Below are 21,111 nucleotides of genomic sequence, written 5' to 3'. Positions count from 1 at the left end.
GGGTATGAGCGCAAGCTATTTTTCACAATGGCGGAGATTACTTACGCAACTAGGTAAGGCTTTCAAAAATCATGGTCGCCTGGATGCGGTCCCCGCCCATCAGTCCCTTACTGCCCGAAGAGGCAGTAGTAATCGTGTGCAACCGGAACCCCTGCGAAGCCTTGTCGTTGATTACCCTCTCAAGCTCTGTCAGATTAGCCGAGCCGGTACCGATGAACTTTTCCTTCAGAACCACCTGAAGAACTTCATAATGAGGCATTTTCCGCCCTCCGTTAAAGTAATTTTCAATATTGCAAGCAAAACAATACTCGGGCGGATGCATAAACGCGACCACGTCGTTACCCTCGGGGCTATGACTGACCTAACGAATAAGAACATTGCAGTTTTGGCCACTAACGGATTCGAGGACTCCGAGCTGACTAGCCCGGCTGAGGCCGTGAAGGATGCCGGTGCGACCGTGCACGTTATCTCCACCGAGGATGGATCCATCGAGGGCAAGAATGGCTCGAAGGTGGATGTCGACAAGCTGACCAGCAGCGTTTCTGCCGATGATTATGATGCCCTGATTCTGCCTGGCGGCACCGTAAATGCAGACCAGATTCGCATCGATAAGGATGCCGTAGCCCTGGTGAAGGGATTCGCCGCAGCCAATAAGCCGATTGGCGTGATTTGCCACGGCGGTTGGATTCTCACCGACGCGGATGCACTGAAGGGCCGCACGATTACTTCCTACATCAGCGTCAAGACCGACCTGGTGAACGCTGGCGCCAACTGGGTCGATGAGGAAGTTGTCGTTGATGGCAACCTGATTTCCTCCCGCACCCCGGCTGACCTTGAGGCTTTCAACAAGGCGCTAGTAGAGAACTTCTAACCCACTCGCCTGCCTCAAGACTCATCAAAGGAGGGCTGTTGCCATGACTTCGTATTGGGATAATCCAAAGTCACTGTGGGATCAGATTCCACAAAATGATCAGGAAGATGTTTCCGCGCAGCAGCCCTCCGCTCCTGAGCAACCTCCCGCACCTAAACAGCTTCCGCCACAGCAGGGGCGCTACCAGGGATTGCTCTCGCACACCAACATCGTTATCCAGCAGATCCGAAACTTCATGGCGGATGATTTCGACATCCTGGATACCGAGGGCAATTGCATCGGCAAGATTGAAACTACTGGCGGCACGCTGAGCCGCATGTTTATGGGCTCTCGTCGTCTGACAGTGTCCGAACCAGACGGCACTCCGGTATTCGTTATTACCGATCCGACCGATTTCGCCCTTGACAGCTACGAGGTCTACTACCCCGACCCGCAGGCAACAAGCCCTGAGGGCAAGCAGCAGGTCGGAGCAGACTCATCGCGCCTATTGGCAACTATTCAGCAGAAGTTTGCGTTCTTTAAGCGGCGACTGGAGATTTCTATCCCCGGTTTTGCCAATTGCGAGGTCGACGGCGACGTTTGGCATTACGACGCGACCTTCAACATCAATGACATCGAAGTTGCACAGATGTCACGCAAGTGGTCGGGTTTTACAAATATGCTAACCGGCAATGAGCGCTATGTACTGCAGCTCAAGGATGATTTGCCGCCACAGCTACGCGCGGCCATTATTGGTGCCGCCATTGCCCTCGATTTGATGGCGAAAAAGGCGCGTTCCGACAGCTAGTGACTGCTGCCGACAACGCGCCCTGACTCTTTCCGGCTCTGACTACCGGCTACTGTCGCACTCGAGACTATCGCTACCGGGATCCCGCAGCCCCAGCGATGCGTCCGTCGATTTCCGTGATGCCGTCAGAAACGGCATTGACATGTTCTGGGCGAACATTGGCATTGTCATTGATGCCGCCTTCCACAACGGCGGTTACCGGTACACATGGAACCTCAACGTTGCGCCCCAGCGCATTAGCTACCAGCGCAATTGCCCGTGGCGAGAAAGTTAGTCCGATGTGGCCCGACAGGTCCGCAGAGCACCCATCCTGCAGCAGAATGTTGTTGGACGTTGGTACCTGCCACTGGCTTGCAGCCATTGGAGTGACGGCTTCATCAACCTGGGTAGAAATTGCAACATAGTTGACACCCGGCTGCTCCAAGCCGCCCTCATTCATCTTGGCCATGAACTCGCTATGCTGCAGCAGATCCACCAGGCTTGGGCTGACAATGTACCCAGCAGCCTTATTGCCAGCATTGTCGAACTGGTCGAGCTGCTCCAAACCATAAGAGATACCGAGCAGCGATGTGCCGTGCAGGACGCCCGCCAGGGACACTACCGTGCCTATACCCCGGCCCTGCTCCTGCTTGGCGTAAGCGGCAGCCAAGGTGCCACCAGCAGAGTGACCAATAATATCGACGGCGGTAGCACCAGTTTCCGCCTTGAGAGTGTCAATCTTCGCAGTCAACTCAGCCAAAGCCGTATCCAGCGGGGTCATGTTGCGCATGGTTGGAATAGAGCCAAGCACCGAAAACTCGTCAGGACCCAGCTTGCCGACGTTAAATGCGTACAGACACTTACCCATTGCCTTTAGCTCCGGCGCCATGCGCGCATAGGTCTGGTACGAGTTCGAGTTCATTCCATGAATCAAGACCACAGGATTCTCACCAGGAGCAGGAACACACTGCACATTTGTGCCCTCGGGACTGATGTTTTCCGTCATCCCCTGATTGACCATGACGGTGGGGAAATCATTTGCCTTTGGGCCCCACTCGCCCATTTCGGTCCAGGACAGGACCTGATCATTACCAGTTGCCGAAGCCGGTGCGGCAGCCGCGATAGGAGCCGCTGCCATAGCGACACCCACTGCAGCTACCAGTGCCGTAGCTGACCGTGCCAGATTCGAAAATGCTTGATGAGTGCCCATGATTACTCCTTGCATAGAGAAGTGAATAGTAAAACGGTTCCAATAAGAACTACGGCATGGGCAAGTGCAAAAAACAGGCTATGAATCGTTATCGTACCCCGAAAGGCGACCAATCAAAGCCCCTAAATAGGGTTAATAAAATGTGAACTAAATATAACTATAATACTATCCACCTCCAGCTCTGCAGGCTTTTAAAGTGATAGCTACCACAGGCCAAAACAAAACGATTTCGCATTGCGCGAAATCCTCGCAGAGACTCTACGAGCAGGGCACTACCTGGTTTTACCGACGGCACCTCCGGCTGGACACAGTACTGTGCCAACAATTTCTATGACGACCCATCCACGAACATCGCCCCGGCACCTCAGAACAACGAGCCATCCCCGTGGGTTCAAGGCCAGATCGACTGGGCCGATTGCCTGAACTCCGGCCATTCCGAGGAAGAGTGCCGCGCAATGTTGAATTAGCTGACACTTGTTGAAGCAGCTGTAGAAACGTCGCCCAAGCTAGCAACTCTCAACACTGCAATCGACTAGTAACTAAAGGGGGAATACAATTTCCCTTGTTCCCAGCACCACAAAGTGTTTTCCAGCACAAGACATACCGGAGAATATCAGCCATGGCACAAAACATGAATTCAAAGTACACAGACATGACGTCTGCCGTTCGACACAACACAGCTGTCCAAGAAGAAGCAGCACGAACGGCGAAACAGCAGTTACACGCAACCTATGCGGGAAACATCATTATGGCTGCGGGATTTGCCTCAGCCCACCGAGATGCTCAAAAAACCCAAAGACTTCAGCAAGAAAATATCAACAAGCTCGACCAACAAATGCGCCAGTCCGAGCGCCATCATTCCGAAACGTTATCTGCAATTCAGGATATACACAGCGAGCTAACTCAATTTCGAGTACAGAACCATGAAGACATGACGCATATGAAAAATATTACATATGCGCAATGGCGCGATGGTGTAGGTAGTAAATATTATTATGAATACCGCCCGAAGGCTCTTGAACACATTCAAAAGCACCAAGACGTAAGCACAATTTGGCAAACTGTAGTTGCAAATCGCGCTGATGAGATTATTCGACAATTCCCAAGCTGGAAAAAACCCGAATGGAATAATGACGCCCTTATTAGCGGAATTTTCCTACCGGCACCTCAGTACCCACCAAATCCTGAAATTACGTTGAACTCCTCATATAAGGAAGTTCCAGAGAAATATAGCATTACAAAATTGATTAGCGTGGCCCTAGCGGCCCTCTTTGGCGTTGGCTTCCTTGCAGTGCTAGCAGATATTTTTCCCAACCTCCTAGGCGGGCTTTTTAGCCTACTCCTCGTACTGCTAATTTTTATGGCGCCGATTGCCGCCCCGCTCTATCTTCGATCAAAGAGAAATGCTGAGATTAAGGAGGCTGTTAAAAACAACGAATACCATTCCCTAAATCTGAGCTCCGCTATGACAGTCCAAGCAGAGTGGGAAAATACCGTAGAAGGTATAAACCGAAAATATATTGCAGATAATTCACGCGCAGCAATGGAAGCGTCTGAGCTTTTCAGCAAGATGATGGGCGTTCCACTAGATGAGCGCTTAGCCACCTACTGGGCAAGTGACTCAACTAATGCCGAAATTAAGGCTCTCCAAAATATTGTTCAGAATGAGTTTACGAACCCGCCTGCTTACGACCAGCTTATCGAGATAACCCCTTTTTCAATAAGACAGTCATTGCCAGTAAACTTGCGAAACGCATTTGAAAGCAAACTGCGCACTAGCTAGATTTTGACGTCTCTGCCGATCTGAACGGGAAGGGGCTAATACGCTCGTCCAGGTCAGCCCTCTCCCGCACGCCCTCCCCAGCCTGCAGCGAGATCGGTGACGCATTGCCCCGCGCCGTCGTCACCGAGAAGTTCGCCTGACTTGCCAGGTAGCGGTCATCGGAGGCCTCAATCGGCACTCCGTCCAGCGTGAATGCACGACGCCGCACACGCAGCAAAGGCGCGCCGACCTGGATCTTCAGCAGTGCGGCATCTTCTTCATTGGCTGGAACCGCGTCAATCGTGTGCTTTGCAAAAGCCTCTAGCTCTCCAACCGCTCCAGAACCAGCGCAGCGACTTCATCAATTTTCTCTGCATAGCCAGTACGCTGGTTCAGCTGAGTTCCCCGCACGCCATCAGTTGCTTGCAGGTCTGCAATTGGTGAATGACTGTCCTGAGCGGTCGCCGGCATGGAGTACATATGAGGCACATGCCCAATCAGGTGCTGGTCACACGAATGCCCGAGACTATCGCCAATCCGCTTTGCTTCGTCGTCAAACTTGCCGCGGAATCGTTCAAACGCTCCGACCAGCTGCTCTTTACCGTTCGAGCGCCTCTTCACGTATTCCAGCGTTGTGTAGCCAAGGTACTGAAGCCCACGCCCATCGTGCCCGAGCAACCGAAGCTTGCGAGTTTTCTTCGAAATGTCTGGCGAGTAGTTCCTCCACTGGGCAAGGTTCCCCTCAGAAATCTCGCTGTACTCAGTGACCCAGTCGTTGAACCACTTGGCGAGGTTTCCAAAGGCGTGGAAGCTGAACAAGTCGGTTGACGTAGGAGTGACGAAGGCGTCGCAGCCCAAAAGCACGGTTCGATTGAAAGGGCCTAACGACGGTCCCACGTCGTAGAAGATGTAGTCATATCGATCTTCGTCCTCCATAGCCACCGCCAACTGCCCGGCCCAGTGGATTCGACGAAAGTCACCGGTCTTCTTGGCTAGCGATGACTGCCATGCGTCACTCATGACATCTTCAATGTTGGAAAGTGCAGGGTGTCCTGGCAGGACATCGACTCCAAACCGCTCCGAGCGCACTGGCCGGATATCGGACTCGATATCGGTCTCGCCTTCTCGTAGCGGGATGAACAGCGAGTAGACGGTATTAGCCAACGAATCGCGCTCGGCCTGTTCGTCATTCTTGCTGCTCAGGTAGATCTCCTCATGCTGCTCTTCAGTCAGCATGAGCTGTGTGGCGTTACACTGCGGATCGCAATCCACATAGAGTACTCGTTTACCCTGACGAGCAAAATAGTGGGCGACATTGGTGGAAAGAGTGGTCTTCCCCACTCCACCCTTGTTGTTGAAGAAACTGAGTGTCCGCATCGGGCTTCCTATTTACGTAAAAACAGTCTCCCGATTGTATAAGACCTGAAGCCCACTCAAGTAACCTCACAGTGACAGATCACACCCGCCGTGAGACGCCCTACTGGTCCTCTTCGAAAAAGTCTTCATCCAGTTCGTAAAGAGTAATCTCATGTGCTTTTTGGACCGCGACACCATAGTCAAGCATGAGTGCGGATAGTTTCACGCCATCAATCAGGACGATTGTTCCGTGCCGATAGTTTGCGGCAGCTTCTACTGCCCCGTTGGTAAAACGAGAAGTCGTGATGAATACGCCCTTATTAGCACCCCGAGAATCTAGCGCACCAATGAAATTTCTTATTTCTCCATTCCCAACGGAATTGGAGTCAGCATAGCGTTTGGCCTGCACATAGACTTTCCCTAGCCCCAGGGCATCTTCACGAATGACCCCATCGACGCCACCATCATTCGACCTACCAAGGTGCTGCTTCTGCCCGTGGACACCGCCGTATCCCATCGTCCACAGCAGTTCAATAACTGCGCGTTCAAAGAACACTGGGGTCGAGTCCTGGAGGCGCTGCCGCAGATCGGTGGAAACCTTCGCGTTCCAATCAGCTCGCGCATCCTCCACCATCTCTAATGGAGATTTCGTCGGATTAGCCGAAGCCCCTTCCCATTCAGCTAGGGTCCCTTCGTTGCGCACGTCCGAGGACGTCGGCAAGTCAACTGCTGCACTACCAGAGCTCTTACGCTCCCTAATCTCATTTTGGTACTGCCGCCACTTGGGCCACTCCAGCATGTCCTTTTCGGTGTATTCCGCAAGGCTTCTTGCATCTACCTGGCGCCCGTCATCCGAGATTACGTATCGTCCACGCTTAGGCCGAAGCACCAAACCCGCCTGAGCAAATGAGGAACAAGCCCACGCAATTCGATTTCTATATCGCGGCTGCCCGGACGGGACTGTCTCCGCTATAACCTCAGGAGAAAGCCCCATGTACTTGGCTACATCATCCCCAAGCTCCGTTAGCCGACGTTCTTGCCCGTCAGCTAATACCCGTAGTACCGCAGGACGGAACTGATCGATGGTTGGAGTGTTGTCTGGCACCATAAGAAAACTATAGCTATCTTGCGGTCCTCCCATACAGGTGTCCCCTTTCGATTCCTAAAGCTTTGTAACGGTAGATTGGGCTCCATGGCCGCAACTTCCGAAGCCCCGTCACACGGGACCACTCCTGATGCTTTCGATCAGCTCTCTCCTGGCGTCACCATTAAAGTTCGTGACGAATATTGGCTAATCACCCACGTCACCAGGTCAAGTGACGGCTTCAAAGTTAAGGCTCGCGGCATCTCGGACTATGTACGCGATACCACGGCAACCTTTTACACAGCCCTCGATCGAGATCTCGAAGTTTTCGACCCAGCAAAGGTCACCATCGAGCCAGATAATTCCCCTAGCTTTCGTAAGTCCCGCCTTTGGCTCGAATCCACGATCCGTCAGACGCCTGTGCCGCTGTATCAGAACAACCTTGAGGTCTCCACACGCATGTTGGCCGATCCTCTTGACTATCAGCTCAATGCAGTCCGCAAGGCGCTCAGCCCTGAGCACATTCGTCCGCGCATTTTGCTTGCCGACGCCGTCGGTCTGGGCAAGACTCTTGAAATCGGCATGATTGTTGCCGAGCTCATTCGCCGTGGCCGCGGTGAACGCATCCTGGTTGTCACCCCAAAGCATGTGCTTGAACAATTCCAGCAGGAAATGTGGACTCGTTTTGCGATTCCGCTCGTTCGCCTCGATTCCCAGGGCATTCAAAGAGTTCGCCAGAAACTACCCGCTTCCAAGAACCCTTTCTCTTACTTTCCTCGTGTCATTGTCTCTATGGACACTCTGAAGTCTGCGAAGTATAAGGCGCAGTTGGAAAAGGTGAATTGGGACATCGTCGTCATCGACGAGATTCACAATGCCACTAACTCGGGCACCCAGAACAATGACCTCGCGCGGACGCTCGCACCGCGCACCGAGGCGCTCATCCTGGCATCGGCAACTCCGCACAATGGCAATCCGGAGTCTTTCAAGGAAATCCTCAAACTGCTAGACCCACTCGCAGTACGGCCTGATGGTTCCATCGATATGGGGTTGGCGAAGAAACTCATTATCCGCCGTCACCGAAACTCACCTGAGGTAAAGTCCGTCGTCGGTGCTAAGTGGGCTCCCCGCGAGGAGCCTCTTAACATTCCGGTCGAAGCTTCAGATGAGGAAAACGCGGTAGCCAACGAGCTTCGGGATACATGGATTTCAGCCACTGATTCGGTTGATAATTCGCGTTCTCATCTTTTTGCATGGACTTTGGTGAAGGCATTCTTGTCGTCACCAGCTGCACTCGAAGCGTCTATTAGGAATCGTCTGCGCACGATTGAAACTCAACATGGCACGACCAACAATCAAGAGCAGCTGGCTTTACAGCGACTCCTTGAGCTCAACTCCAAGGTCACCTCAGAGGCTTCGAACAAATATGCCTCATTAGTCAATTATTTGATTGAAACGGTGGGGATCAGCAAGCGATCCAAAAACCGGGTAGTCATCTTTTCCGAGCGTGTTTCGACGCTGGGCTGGTTGCAGGAAAACCTGATTCGGGATCTAAAGCTCTCCCCTGCCGCGGTCAAGACAATGCACGGCCAAATGTCTGACATCGAGCAGATGGAGCTTATCGACGAATTCAAACGTACGGATACAAAGCTAAGAGTCCTCATTACCGGCGATGTGGCATCTGAAGGCGTTAATTTACATGCCCAGTGCCACGATCTCGTTCATTACGATATTCCGTGGTCTCTTATCAGAATTCAGCAGCGCAATGGCCGCATTGATCGATACGGGCAGGAGAATAACCCTCGTATTGCAGCTCTGCTTCTGGACCCCTCTGATGCCGATGCCGTCGGTGAAATCCACGTTCTCACCAAACTGATTGAACGCGAATATGAGGCGAACCAGTTACTGGGTGACGCTTCTTCTTTGATGGGACAGCATTCCGCCAAACGTGAAGAAGACGAAATTCGCGATGTCCTTCGCGGCGCTCGCGACTTTGACTCCACTGTCAAAACTGCACAGCAAATACTCGGTTCCGCTGCTGCGGCCACGAGCGACACCCCCACCCCTGGTTCTGGTAAGCACGCTGCTTCAGCGCCCACCTCATCGTCTGAAACTATGGTTGACGACGAAGAGGATATTGAAGCCCTCCTAGCAAGTTTGTTGGCAAGCTCATCCGCTTCTTCCCCAGATACTTCGCCCCAAGCTCAACAGCCAAAATCGCAACCTGGTTCATTCAGCTTGTACCAATCGGAGAAGGACTATCTCGTCGATGCTCTCACTGAGGCCTTCAACGAAGTTCCGGAGCAACGTTCCGCTGCCGGAGGCGTGGACTTAACAATTCAAGAAGGCGATATCCTCGAGCTCACACCACCGAGAGATTTACAGCGCCGTTTCGATTACCTCCCTCAAGACTATGTCTCGTATCGGAGGGTCAAGGATCGCCTCATGCTCGCTACTTCGCTGCACCGGGGTAACTCTCAGCTGCGAATGGCTCGTGAGGGGAAGTCTGAGAAGTCCTGGCCAAAAGCGCACTTCCTCGGCCCTCTGCACCCAGTAACGGATTGGGCTGTCGACCGTGCGTTGAGTTCCATGGAGCGTTCTCAAATACCCGCATTTTCCGGCTCAATCGATGAGCTGTCGATTCTTTTCATGTCGACTCTCACCAACTCACGTGGCCAAGTAATCACGCGTGCTTTCATTGTCGCGCAGCCTGGCCCATTCGGTCTGGATGCACCTGAGGGAATGCCCCGTGCTGTTTGTCGCACTATCTCGGATCCGATTGGTTGGTTGAGGTCCACGGGGCTTGCGGGTGATGCAATTTCTACCGGTACGTTGGCCGTGCCTGCGGACGCTGAAGTGCTAATTCGGGAGGGTCTCCGTGAGGCACGGTCTCTCACTGATATCTCAAAGCAAGCTGCGACCGAAGACGCTAATAATCGTACGAATGCTTGGTCCGAATTGGCCACCAATTGGGAAGTTGATGCTGAGGACCGTCCCAGCACTATGAGTCTTATCAGGTCTCAGCGGTTCGTTAACCAAGAGCGAGAGCTACTGACCGCGTCTGTTCCTGAGCGAACACTGATTCGTCCGCTCGCCGTCATTTTCCCCTCTACAGAAAAGTAGGAGCTTCCCATGGCAATTTTTGATTCCATCATCAACGTCGACGAGTGGATTAGCGACTACTACCTCACTACTGACGAGAAAAAGGGTGAGTCGTTTAGTAAGCGAGCCGATGCCGCAATTAAACAGTGGAAAGCAGACGATAAGGCTAGCGGCGCCGCGGTCTCACCGTGGGGGCGAATGACTTCAAATCGCAATCAGCTGCAGACCGCGCTGTCGACCATCGATGCCGATGTGAAAATCAGTGTTATCAATGCTGCCGAGAAAATTGAGAAGACGTTCGGATATCCCTCGCCGACAGAAGTTTCCATCGACTACTCTGGGGACGTCATCAAACTGTCTGCCGCACGCGATGCAGCAGGAACGACGCTTTATTTACGTACCGAACGGCTTGCCGACGTAGAAGATCTTCCCACCACTAAACCGCTCGAGGCAGCTACTAAGAATGAAAAACCTTGGGACGTACCGGTCTCAAGAATTATCACTGAGGTATTTCTATCTGAACGACCTCCGACCTTTGTCGTTCTAATCGCAGGCAACATGGTTGTCTTAGCCGAACGGGAATCGTGGCCTCTCGGCCGGTTCCTAGCAATCGATGTGGCCCTGGCAGCAGAGCGCAATGATACAAAGGCTCGCGGCGAGTTAAGTCTGGTGGTCGCTTCCTTGGCCCGCGAACACATTGAGCGCGCTGCTGACGGAACAACGTGGTGGTTGCAAACAATCGAAGAATCCCGCGAACATGCGGTGAAAGTCTCCGAAGACTTGCGCGAAGCGATTAAAGAGTCGATTGAGATTATCGGCAACGATGTCCTCAAGCGCTACCGCCATCAAGGCTTCGACATCGATGATGTCGACGGAAATGAGCTGTCCAAGCAGGCTTTACGCTACCTTTACCGCATTCTCTTTTTGCTCTTCGCCGAGGCGTCCCCTGAAGTCAATATCCTGCCTACAGGAGTTCCTGACTATGACGAGGGCTATGGGCTCGCTAACCTACGCGACCAGATATTGGTCGAGCCACCCACCGACCGTGCGGCAAATGGAACATACCTTTATGACAGTCTGAATCTGCTATTTAACTTGGTCAATACCGGTCACGACCCGAATGACCAAGAAACCCATTGCATGATGCTCACGCAGAAGAAGGCCTGACCTTCCGCAATCTGTCAGCTGATTTATTTGTGCCTAGCGCTATCGCGTACATCTCTCGTTCAAAGCTGTCTAATGCTGCACTTCACCGCGTACTGCAAAACCTTCTGTTAACTCGTGAAGCTGCGGGGAAAGAACGCGGCTATGTCTCCTACGCAACCCTAGGGGTTACCCAGCTGGGACAAGTCTACGAGGGACTAATGTCCTTTACTGGCTCAATTGCTCAAGAAGAAATGTTTGAGGTCGCCCCAAAGGGAGATTCTTCCAAAGGTACGTGGCTAGTAACACCTGAGCTCGGACAAAACCTTCCAGCAAATTCATTCGTTCAGGAAAAGCTCGAGGATGGCACAACTCGAAATCGACGCTATGCGCCGGGTGACTTCGTTTTCCGGCAGTCGTCCCGAGATCGTGAGCGCTCCGCGTCTTTCTATTCTCCGCCGGTCATCACCGAATTTGTGGTTGGCCAAGCTATCGAAGAACTCAAAGCCGCTCACCGCATCGATACCGCTGACGATATCCTCACACTCAGTATCTGTGAACCGGCGATGGGATCCGGCGCCTTCGCAGTGGAAGCAGTTAATCAGTTAGCGGAGCTCTACCTGAACAAAAAGCAGGAAGAGCTCGGGCAAAAGATTGAACCAGACCGCCTTACAGAAGAGTTGCAGAAAGTTAAGGCTTCTATCGCACTCCACCAGGTTTACGGGGTGGACCTGAATAAAACTGCTGTCGAGCTCGCTGAAATTTCGTTGTGGCTAGACACAATGTCCGCCGAGTTGAAGGCACCGTGGTTCGGACTTCACCTGCGTCACGGTAACTCCCTAATTGGAGCCCAGCGTTCGACTTTTCCGAAAACTTCGCTAAAAAATCGAGACTACTTAAAAGAAACTCCAAAACACCATTCGGTGGAATCTATTTCCGAAGCAATTGAAAGTGGCCAGCCAGATCCGTCTGTCGCTGGTCGGGTGCACCACTTCCTTGTGCCATCAACTGGTTGGGGTGCAGCGGCAGATTCGAAGGATCTCAAAGAGGTCGCACCCGAAGAAGTTGCTTCCATGAAAAATTGGCGCAAGTCCATTCAAAGAGCTTTCGCAGCACCTGAGATCAAGCAGTTGAAGAAACTAAGTGAACGGGTGGAAAGACTGTGGCAACTGGCACTGGTACGTCTACGTATCGCAGAATCCCAGGTAAGCCGAACTGTTTCGGTATGGGGCCAAGAAGTTGCTAATTCCGGTCAAGCCGTCACTCGAGAGCAGATTGAACACGAGCTTTTCGGCAACATGGACGGTGCCTATCAGCGTCTGCGCTTAGTGATGGATGCGTGGAATGCACTGTGGTTCTGGCCGCTGACTGAGGTCAGTCTTCTTCCATCAAAGGAAGAATGGCTGTCAACACTCGTCGATGCTCTTGGTATTTCTACGGAATCGACGGCCAAAACTGGCCAGTACTCAATTGGTTATGACCTGAAGTGGGATGAGCTCAATTCTGTGGAGCAGCTGGAGTTCAGTGCACTCCCCTATTCCAAGTTGATTGAGGCGCATCCTTGGCTGAAAACTGCTCAACAAGTTTCAGCTGACCAGGCGTTTTTCCATTGGGATCTTGATTTCGCTGCGGTGATGGTTGACGGAGGCTTTGATTTCCAGGTCGGCAACCCACCATGGGTTCGTCCGCGCACCGATGTCGATGCTCTATATTCAGAACACGATCCATGGTTTAGCCTCACTCACAAACCGACTCAGTCAGATAAAAAGGCCCGCCGAAAGCAACTAGCAAACGATGAACGCGTTCTGGCGACCCTCGCACGAGGATTGTCAGACTCTGTAGTGACTTCTGCTGTACTTGGTGACGCTACTCGCTTCCCGCATTTAGTTGGTCAGCAACCAGATCTCTACCGAGGCTTCATGGAACGAACCTGGGCAAACGCAGCCCATGACGGTATTGTTTCGCTTATTCACCCGGAGTCTCATTTCACTGAGAAGAAGGCTGCACCGCTGCGTGCAGGTGCTTATCGACGTCTCCGCAGGCATTGGCAATTTATCAATGAACTCGTCCTTTTTGACGTCCATGACCTGGTTAAGTACGGGATCCATATCTATGGCACTAGAGCGGAAGAACCATATTTTATTAGTGCTGCTTCGCTATATCATCCAAAGACAGTTCTCGATTCCCTTCGTCACGATGGCACTGGTCCGCTTCCTGGTTTTAAGGACGACAACGACAACTGGGACCTTCGCCCACACCGCGATCGCATCATCACGGTAGACATGGACATGTTGCAGCTTTGGCACTCTATTCTCGAGGAGCCTGGGACTCCAGTTATCAGCTCGAGAACTGTCTATACAGTCAACACTGAAGCAGCTGCTGTCTTAGCAAAGCTTGCTGCGGCACCACGAGTAAAAGAACTTGGGCTGCAATTCTCTAACGGCTGGCATGAATCCGCTGACAAGAAGCGTGGTTATTTCGACACGTCCTGGCAGCATCCAGAGTCATGGGATGATGTCATTCTTCAAGGTCCTCACCTCGGTGTATCGACCCCGATGATCAAGCAGCCAAATCCGACAATGAAGCATAACCAGGACTGGTCAGAAATCGATCTCGAGGCTATTCCAGAGGACTTCATTCCGGCAACGGCCTATGCTCCGAACCGCGACGAAAAACCGACCTACGATGCCGACTATGGCTCTTGGAAATCAGAAAATCGACCGGTGCTGGTTTCCAAGCAGTTCCGAGTTGCCTGGCGTCAGATGGCTGCACTTACAGGGTTCCGAACGATGTACCCATCCCTTATTCCTCCCGGCGCGCAACATGTTAATGGAGTCATCTCTACGGGTTTGCTCGACGCGAATGTACATTGGAACAATCTCGCAACGGTCGGAGCGTTCCTCTCATCTTTCCTATCCGATTTCGAACTTCGCGCGATTGGCTCACACTTATGGCCGTCAATCATCGAACTCACACCACTTAGGACAGATTTCCTCCAGGAGAAGCTAAATCAGTGTTATCTACGCCTTAACTGCCTAACGTCTGCATACGCGCCACTGTGGGAAGAAATCACTGGTGAAAAATGGACTGTTAATACTCCGCTGCGGAATGCCAAAGAACGATGGCATGCACAAAATGAAATTGATGCAATTGTCGCGCTTTCCCTTGGCGTGACAGCTGATGAACTGTGCATGATTTACCGCACTCAGTTCCCTGTGATGCGTCGATATGACCAGGAGGATTTGTACGACGCGAATGGGCGCAAGGTTCCGAAGGACATCGCAAAGCTCGAAGGAAAACTGAAGCCCGGAGAGGAATTAAGCGAAGAACAGCGGAAATGGACGCACCCTCAGTCAGACGTGACATACACTTTTGAGTATCCATTCGCGCCACTAGACCGCGAAGCTGATCTTCGCGCAGCCTACGCACGATTTGAGAAGGAGCTCTAAAAAGCCGTGTCCAGCCTTCTGCCTGCCTACGCTGCCGAGCATGTACTCGATGGGTTGAGCGAATATTTGACCACGAGTTTTTCGCTCGCCGAACGAAATACTGCTGAAAATCTAGAGCGCTTCCTCAAAGACCCAGTCAATGGCATGTTCCACGGGCCCTACATCCGCACGCGTCTGCCCTATGCACCGGCAACGCAATGGGAAGGCTTGTTGGAGTGGCTACCAGAGTGGTTTGTTCCCTACCGCCACCAGGCTGAAGCATTTAGAAGGTTGTCGTCGTTTAGCGATGGTAAAGAGCGTCGTCCCGAACCAACTCTGGTGGTTACAGGTACTGGCTCAGGTAAGACCGAGTCCTTCCTGTACCCGATTCTGGACCATTGCCGACGGGAACGACTTCGTGGTCGTTCAGGCGGAGTAAAGGCGCTCATCCTCTACCCTATGAACGCGCTGGCAAATGACCAGGCAGCACGATTGGCCTCGCTGATTTCTACCGAGCCTGAGTTAGCTGGGATTCGGGCAGGTATTTACACCGGTGAAAGACAGGATGGCCAGATGTCGGTAAGCAATTCCGGGCTAATTGCTGACCGCAAGACAATGCGACAATCGCCACCAGATATCCTGCTGACCAACTATAAAATGTTGGATCAGTTGTTGCTTCGTGATGCAGATGCACAAATTTGGCAAAAATCAGCGACCACACTTCAGTACGTGGCGCTCGACGAGTTCCACACCTACGACGGCGCTCAGGGCACAGACGTTGCACTCTTGCTGCGCCGGATGGGATTGCGTCTAAAGAAACATCAGCCCGAAGGTTTTCTCAATGAGGCTGAGGCTGCACGGCCGCTAGGCAAGATTACGCCCGTGGCAACCTCTGCCACGCTAGGTAGTGGAGAGAAAGCCACCGAGGAAATCCTCCACTTTGCCCACACCATTTTTGGTGAAGAGCTTTCCTCAGATGCCATTGTTCGTGAAACCACACTGGATATTCCAAGCTGGCAAAATACAATCGCAGACTTTACTGGTGTGGCCTCCACACCTACATCGATGCCTTCTCGCGATGTTGTGGTGGCCATCAATGATGAAATTTCTCATCAATCCGCCGAAGGCGCCGCTGAGCATGATGCGATTGTGCATCGCGTGTTCTGCGAGCGGGTATTTGGATGCAATGAAGATGTCGATGTGTCGGTCGCGGCAGCGTCGACAAGCGAGCTCGTAGTCAAAATTCTGGAAAACACCTCCACTCCAATTCAGCTAGGAAGCGCTGATTCTTGCGGTGAAACCTTGGTAGATGCTGTTCTCGATGCCGAAGTACAGCGTCTACCCGACAATGGTGCTGCCGAGTTTCTTTCCCATGCTTTAACTGAGATCGCGTACTTACGTGCGAAGTTTGGTGGGCTTCACGGATGGGACGGCAAGAAATTCCCCGGCGTAGAAACTCATCTCTGGGTACGAGAAGTCTCTCGCGTGGATCGGCGTGTGGGTCTGGGAGCAACCGACGGTCTGAACGATGATGACGCGATGTTCCGCTGGTCGGATAACGGCATCGAAAATTCCTACAACGAGAGCTACTGGCTCCCCGCTTGCTACTGCCGCAACTGCGGTCGCTCGGGCTGGATGACTGCCCTGGCCGCTGGCGAAGAATCAATTGAAACCAGCGGCAAAAAGATTCGTCAACAGTCGATATACAACGGCCCCCTCATGCGCCCCCTGCTGGATGCCACGAGCGAAATCACGTCCGGACACTACCGGGCAGAAGATGAATCGGCGGGGATTTTTTGGCTCAATGTCCGCGAAGAGCAACTCTCAACTTCGGAACCAAGTGAAGAGGAAAAAGAACAGGGCGGTATCGTACCTGTACTCACTTATTCAGGCGAAAATACAGAGGATTTAGCCAAGAAACAGTCATGCCCGTCTTGCGGAGAAACCAATTCCATTCGCTACCTTGGCTCCTCAGTCGCAACCTTACTGTCGGTAGCAATTTCGAACCTGTTCGGCATGGGCGACCTGGATGATAGCGAGAAGAAGTCTCTTGTCTTTGTCGACTCTGTCCAGGATGCCGCACACCGAGCTGGTTTTGTGCAATCCAGAGCTCGCACCTTTGCTATTCGAACCCGCACGCGACAAATGGTTGGCAGTACCCCAATTCGGCTCAGCGAACTGCCGAGTAAGTTGATTGACTCGACGGATCAGGATTCCTCCCCGAGCCGCGCCAAATTTGAGCTGTTGCCACCTTGGGTCGCCGAGAATCAACGCTTCCGCGGATTCTGGGACCCCCATGCCGGTAAAAAGGATCGAGAGCGCGCTACCGAGCTATTGCGCGATGTTCTCGAACTCGACTTGGCATTGGAATTTGGTGATCGCTCTGATCTGTCTCGATCTCTTGTATCAACCGGCGCTCTGAGTGTCGGCGTCGACGTATCGGATGCAGAGCTCGATGAGGTCATCGGCGAACTGGGAATGCTCCGCGAAGATAGTCCTGCATCGCAAGCGGAATCTCTCGGAGCACGGGACGTTGCTTGGGCTCGAGGCATATTGGAATACATGCGTCAAGCAGGTGGCATCGAGACTAACCTGCTTCAGAGTTACTTGAAGCATGACGGCAATGCATATCTTCTGAACCGTCGTGAAGCATCGGCTCGAGGAATCCCTAAGTTCCCCCGTGGTGGCGCTCCTTCTTTCCCGCGCGTCGGTAAACCCCTTCCAACTGAGAAAACAGACTATTCGTTCAACCCACTTGCCAGTGCACGCGGCACGTATGCGCGGTGGACCGCCTCGATGCTGAAGATTTCAACCAGCGATGCAGCCCACGTAGTAACTTCGCTGTTCAAAACTTTGGCTGACCGGGGAATTGTCAATGCTGTGACTACCGATAGCGGTGGAACAGTTTATTCGCTATCGCCATCCCGTATCGTAATCTGCCCCGAAGAAAGGAGCGAGATTCTCGAGTGCTCAGTGTGCCAGCGTCGTCTTGCGGTCGATTCTCACGGACGTGAACTGCTCGACGGCTCACCGTGTATTTCCCTGGGATGTGAAGGGACTTTCGGTATCACCGAAAATCACGATAATTACTACCGTCGGCTCTACCACTCCCGAAACTCACGAACCGTGGTGACCAAGGAACACACTGGTCTTCTCGACTCTGATGAACGAGTCGCGCTGGAAAAAGAATTCAAAAAACCGGTCGATAAGCAAAACGCAGATGCACCGAATATCCTCGTCGCTACCCCAACGCTAGAAATGGGTATCGACATCGGTGACCTATCTACGGTGATGCTGGCCTCATTGCCAGACACGGTCGCGTCGTACGTACAGCGAGTTGGCCGCGCCGGGCGTCTCACCGGTAATTCCCTGGTGTTGGCCATGGTAGTCGGCCGCCAGAAAGCACTTGCTCGGCTGACGAACCCGACCGAAACTATCGGCGGCGAAGTCCAACCGCCTGCAGCGTTTCTTTCCGCACGCGAAATTCTTCATCGCCAATTTGCAGGCTATTTGATTGATTCGATTGACTTCACTCAAACCGAAGTGACACCTCACTATGCGAATTCAGTATTCGGTATCGGCGGCAAAAACCTGGTTTCTGAGCTGGTCGAACGGCTAGAGGCAGGAGTTGAGAACCTAGTTGACGAATTTGCGTCCACGATTGAGGGACTAACCCGCCCGAGCGTTCTCGATGAACTTCGCGAATGGGTACGGGAAGGCTTCGCCGAGCAGCTGCGCAAGGCTGAAAAAGACTGGCGCGCGGCACGCCAGGTACTTATCGGCCGCCGTAAAGTCCTCGAAGAGTTGCTTGACCAGCTTGAGAGAGAAGCTGAAACAGCTATTGCTGATGATGAAATCAGGTCGAAGCTGCGAAAAACACGCGCCGCTTACAGGTTCACTCGCGCTCAACTGAAGGACTCTTTTGACTCCGAGCATTGGGTCTCCGCGCTAGAGCGATTTGGTATCTTGCCAAACTTCACCTTGCTTGATGACTCTGTGGAATTCTCAGTCTCAATTTCTAGGACGGACGCAACGACGGGTGAGTTTCAAACAGAGGCACGCGAATACTCGCGTGGTATTTCCTCTGCCCTGTTCGAGCTTGCGCCCGGCGCGACGTTCTATGCCCAAGGCATTGCAGCCACTGTGGATTCAGTAGATCTTGGGCCACAGAATTCAGCCTTAGAAAAGTGGCGAATCTGCCCGTCTTGCTCCTATTCAGAGATTTATCCAGGTGCAGGAGAGGTACCGAATAAGGGGCCATGCCCACAGTGCGGTGAAGCTAAATTCGGCGATATTTCGCAAGTTAAGAGTGTCGTCGAGATGCGCAAGGTTTCCGCATCAGTGGACTACTCGCGTTCGGCTATTACCGACCGTTTCGATGATCGCCGCCCAACACGATTTGAGCGAGCCCTATCGATGGTGATTCCAGATGGAGGGTTTGGCGAAGGCTGGTACCTGGCTGACACGGGATTCGGTATTCAATACCTTCCCACAGTGGAATTGCGCTGGTTGAATCTAGGTAGACCTGCTGGCGGCGCCCGTCAATACCTTGCCGGCACTGAAGTTGAAGCACCAATGTTCCGGGTATGTCGCGAGTGCGGACACCTCGATTCTGAAGCAGGCGCTAACCGCTGGCAGGATCACAAACCCTGGTGTTCTCTGCGACACGCTCGTGACGAAGACACCATCGAGTTCGCTCTAGGCCGCCGTTTACAGACGCAGGGTGTTCTCATGCACCTTCCCACCTCTGTATCGACGACAGACACTAGCGCTATCCCGTCGCTAATTTCCGCGCTGAAGATGGGGTTCAAGGAATATCTGGGTGGCAATCCCGATCATCTCGATGTCACTTCAGTATTCACTGCATCAAACGGCAGCGTCCGCCAGATGCTGCTGCTCCACGACTCTATTCCTGGCGGAACAGGTTATCTTTCGCAATTCACCGATTCCGCTGGTATTCATCGCCTACTGATTAAGGCTTATAACAAGCTCCGCAACTGTGAGTGCGGCAAGACCCCGCTAAAGGCCTGCCCTCATTGCTTGTTACCTTTCACACCGGCTCGTGATGTGGATGTCGTCTCACGGGAATCTGCCCTGGCGACCCTAATCAAAATCCTTCTCGATGACGCGCACCCAGAAGATCCTGATGCACACATTCCAGAGGACTCCTGGCACGGCCGTATCACCAATGAGAAGCCAGCCCAGTCTGAAAGGTCTGAGCTGGAAGCGATGTTTCTCGAGCAACTGCGTGCCGACTTGAAATCTGCAGGTGCAGTGGTCAACGAGTCGACTCGCGGACTTAATGCTCTGTGGACCATTAGATTCCCCAACTCCAAGATGACATGGAAGATGGAAGAGCAGAAGAAGCTCCCCGGTAACTTGGGTTCCATCACAACACCGGATTTTTACTTTGATGTAGACGGTGCAGATCTCGACCGCATTGCTGTTTACGTCGACGGTGTGCAATTCCATGCGAGTACCACTCACAATCGTGTGGCAGACGATATTGCTCGTCGTAACGCGCTCTACGCTGACGGTATCGTGCCGTGGTCTTTGACCATGAAGGACCTGGAAGCTCGCCAAAACACAGTGAAAGGGAATACCCCTAACGCCCCTTCATGGTTCGTTAATACTTTCCGTCAACCGCTCAACGGGAAGCTAAATCTCGAGGACAGCTTGCACGCCTTGCTATTGGCAGACCCAATGACGCAGCTTCTGGCTATACTCGAGAACCCGAGAAAGCCCTGGGACATCCTTTCTAAAGCTGCTGGTTTGCACACGTTGGCGAAGGCATCGATGGACCCAGGCGCATTTGGGCCGCTGGTTGAGTGCGGCGTTAAGGGGTCACAGTTCTTCCTCGATTTCCGTGTTGAAGATGGCACTCCGAATACAGGAACTTGGAATTGGTTCCTGAACTTGGCTAATTTGCTCTACCTCAATGCTTATGCGGCTGGCCGCAATGTCATTAGCGTGGAAAATGTCTCTCCAAGTGCCACGCCCGCAACACCGACTGCGCCTGGCATGACTGACACAGTGTCCGAGACGTTCGGGGCTGCCGAAGAGACAGACCACAACGAATCTGTGGTGGAAACATTAACAGCGACCGGCATGTGGGCAGAGGCTATCGATGAGTATCGAGGCGATGAGTCCGAGGTCGTCGCAGCACTGCAACTTATGGTGGCCTCACATGTCATCGAGCCTTCAGACATCGGGGGAGAGATTAACGGCATTCCCACTGCGGTAAGTTGGCCAGATAAGCATGTAGCCCTAGTTTTCCCTGGCGATGCACAGTCCTTTGCCGCCGCTGTGGCGGATGGTTGGACAATCATCGACTCCGACGGATTCACAACATCTGCTATTCCTGATTCTCTTCTCTCGTAGCTAGTACA

General features: G+C 52.8%; 10 protein-coding genes and 1 pseudogene. 6 read left to right on the top strand and 5 right to left on the bottom strand.

Features of this window, described 5'->3' with window-relative positions:
• Positions 1–49 precede the first annotated feature (49 nt).
• A complete protein-coding gene (locus HMPREF2787_RS04895) occupies positions 50–334 on the bottom strand; it encodes a DUF4177 domain-containing protein (RefSeq protein WP_239392972.1) in 285 nt (94 codons plus the stop codon).
• An 18-nt stretch (positions 335–352) separates the two neighbouring features.
• On the opposite strand from HMPREF2787_RS04895, the gene HMPREF2787_RS04890 reads away from it, so the two are divergent.
• Positions 353–871 (top strand): type 1 glutamine amidotransferase domain-containing protein, encoded by a 519-nt coding sequence (locus HMPREF2787_RS04890; RefSeq protein WP_070858657.1) that lies wholly within the window; start codon positions 353–355, stop codon positions 869–871.
• Between the two features lie 43 nt (positions 872–914).
• Positions 915–1,658: an LURP-one-related/scramblase family protein gene (locus HMPREF2787_RS04885; protein ID WP_070602689.1), complete on the top strand. Its 744-nt coding sequence runs from the start codon at positions 915–917 to the stop codon at positions 1,656–1,658.
• 73 nt (positions 1,659–1,731) lie between these two features.
• On the opposite strand, the gene HMPREF2787_RS04880 is transcribed toward HMPREF2787_RS04885, so the two are convergent.
• On the bottom strand, positions 1,732–2,847 hold the full coding sequence (locus HMPREF2787_RS04880) for an esterase/lipase family protein (protein WP_070858546.1): 1,116 nt from the start codon (positions 2,845–2,847) through the stop codon (positions 1,732–1,734).
• Between the two features lie 619 nt (positions 2,848–3,466).
• Here HMPREF2787_RS04880 and HMPREF2787_RS04875 point away from each other — a divergent pair.
• Positions 3,467–4,630, top strand: coding sequence for a hypothetical protein (locus HMPREF2787_RS04875; RefSeq protein WP_070858545.1), 1,164 nt, complete (start codon positions 3,467–3,469; stop codon positions 4,628–4,630).
• Here the strand turns inward: HMPREF2787_RS04875 and HMPREF2787_RS10870 are convergent.
• The 3 genes from HMPREF2787_RS10870 to HMPREF2787_RS04860 all read right to left on the bottom strand — a co-directional run bounded on the left by HMPREF2787_RS10870 (position 4,623) and on the right by HMPREF2787_RS04860 (position 7,106).
• Positions 4,623–4,910, bottom strand: coding sequence for a UTRA domain-containing protein (locus HMPREF2787_RS10870; protein ID WP_256380829.1), 288 nt, complete (start codon positions 4,908–4,910; stop codon positions 4,623–4,625). The two genes, HMPREF2787_RS04875 and HMPREF2787_RS10870, sit on opposite strands and share 8 nt — an antisense overlap.
• Before the next feature lie 20 nt (positions 4,911–4,930).
• Positions 4,931–5,986: a ParA family protein gene (locus HMPREF2787_RS04865; RefSeq protein ID WP_070858543.1), complete on the bottom strand. Its 1,056-nt coding sequence runs from the start codon at positions 5,984–5,986 to the stop codon at positions 4,931–4,933.
• A 100-nt stretch (positions 5,987–6,086) separates the two neighbouring features.
• A complete protein-coding gene (locus HMPREF2787_RS04860) occupies positions 6,087–7,106 on the bottom strand; it encodes a restriction endonuclease (protein WP_210401193.1) in 1,020 nt (339 codons plus the stop codon).
• Positions 7,107–7,157: 51 nt separating this feature from the next.
• On the opposite strand from HMPREF2787_RS04860, the gene HMPREF2787_RS04855 reads away from it, so the two are divergent.
• The 3 genes and pseudogenes from HMPREF2787_RS04855 (at position 7,158) to HMPREF2787_RS04845 (ending at position 21,103) form a co-directional block, all read left to right on the top strand.
• Positions 7,158–10,172: a DEAD/DEAH box helicase gene (locus tag HMPREF2787_RS04855; protein WP_070858542.1), complete on the top strand. Its 3,015-nt coding sequence runs from the start codon at positions 7,158–7,160 to the stop codon at positions 10,170–10,172.
• Positions 10,173–10,181: 9 nt separating this feature from the next.
• Positions 10,182–14,743, top strand: a pseudogene (locus HMPREF2787_RS04850) (DNA methyltransferase).
• A gap of 6 nt (positions 14,744–14,749) precedes the next feature.
• The gene (locus tag HMPREF2787_RS04845) at positions 14,750–21,103 is read left to right on the top strand and encodes a DEAD/DEAH box helicase (RefSeq protein ID WP_070858541.1); all 6,354 of its coding nucleotides are present in this window, start codon (positions 14,750–14,752) and stop codon (positions 21,101–21,103) included.
• The last annotated feature ends 8 nt before the right edge of the window (positions 21,104–21,111 follow it).

Source organism: Corynebacterium sp. HMSC061H03 (genome assembly GCF_001838215.1).
GTDB classification, from domain to species: Bacteria; Actinomycetota; Actinomycetes; order Mycobacteriales; family Mycobacteriaceae; genus Corynebacterium; species Corynebacterium jeikeium_D.
This window is presented reverse-complemented; position numbering and strand designations above follow the sequence as displayed.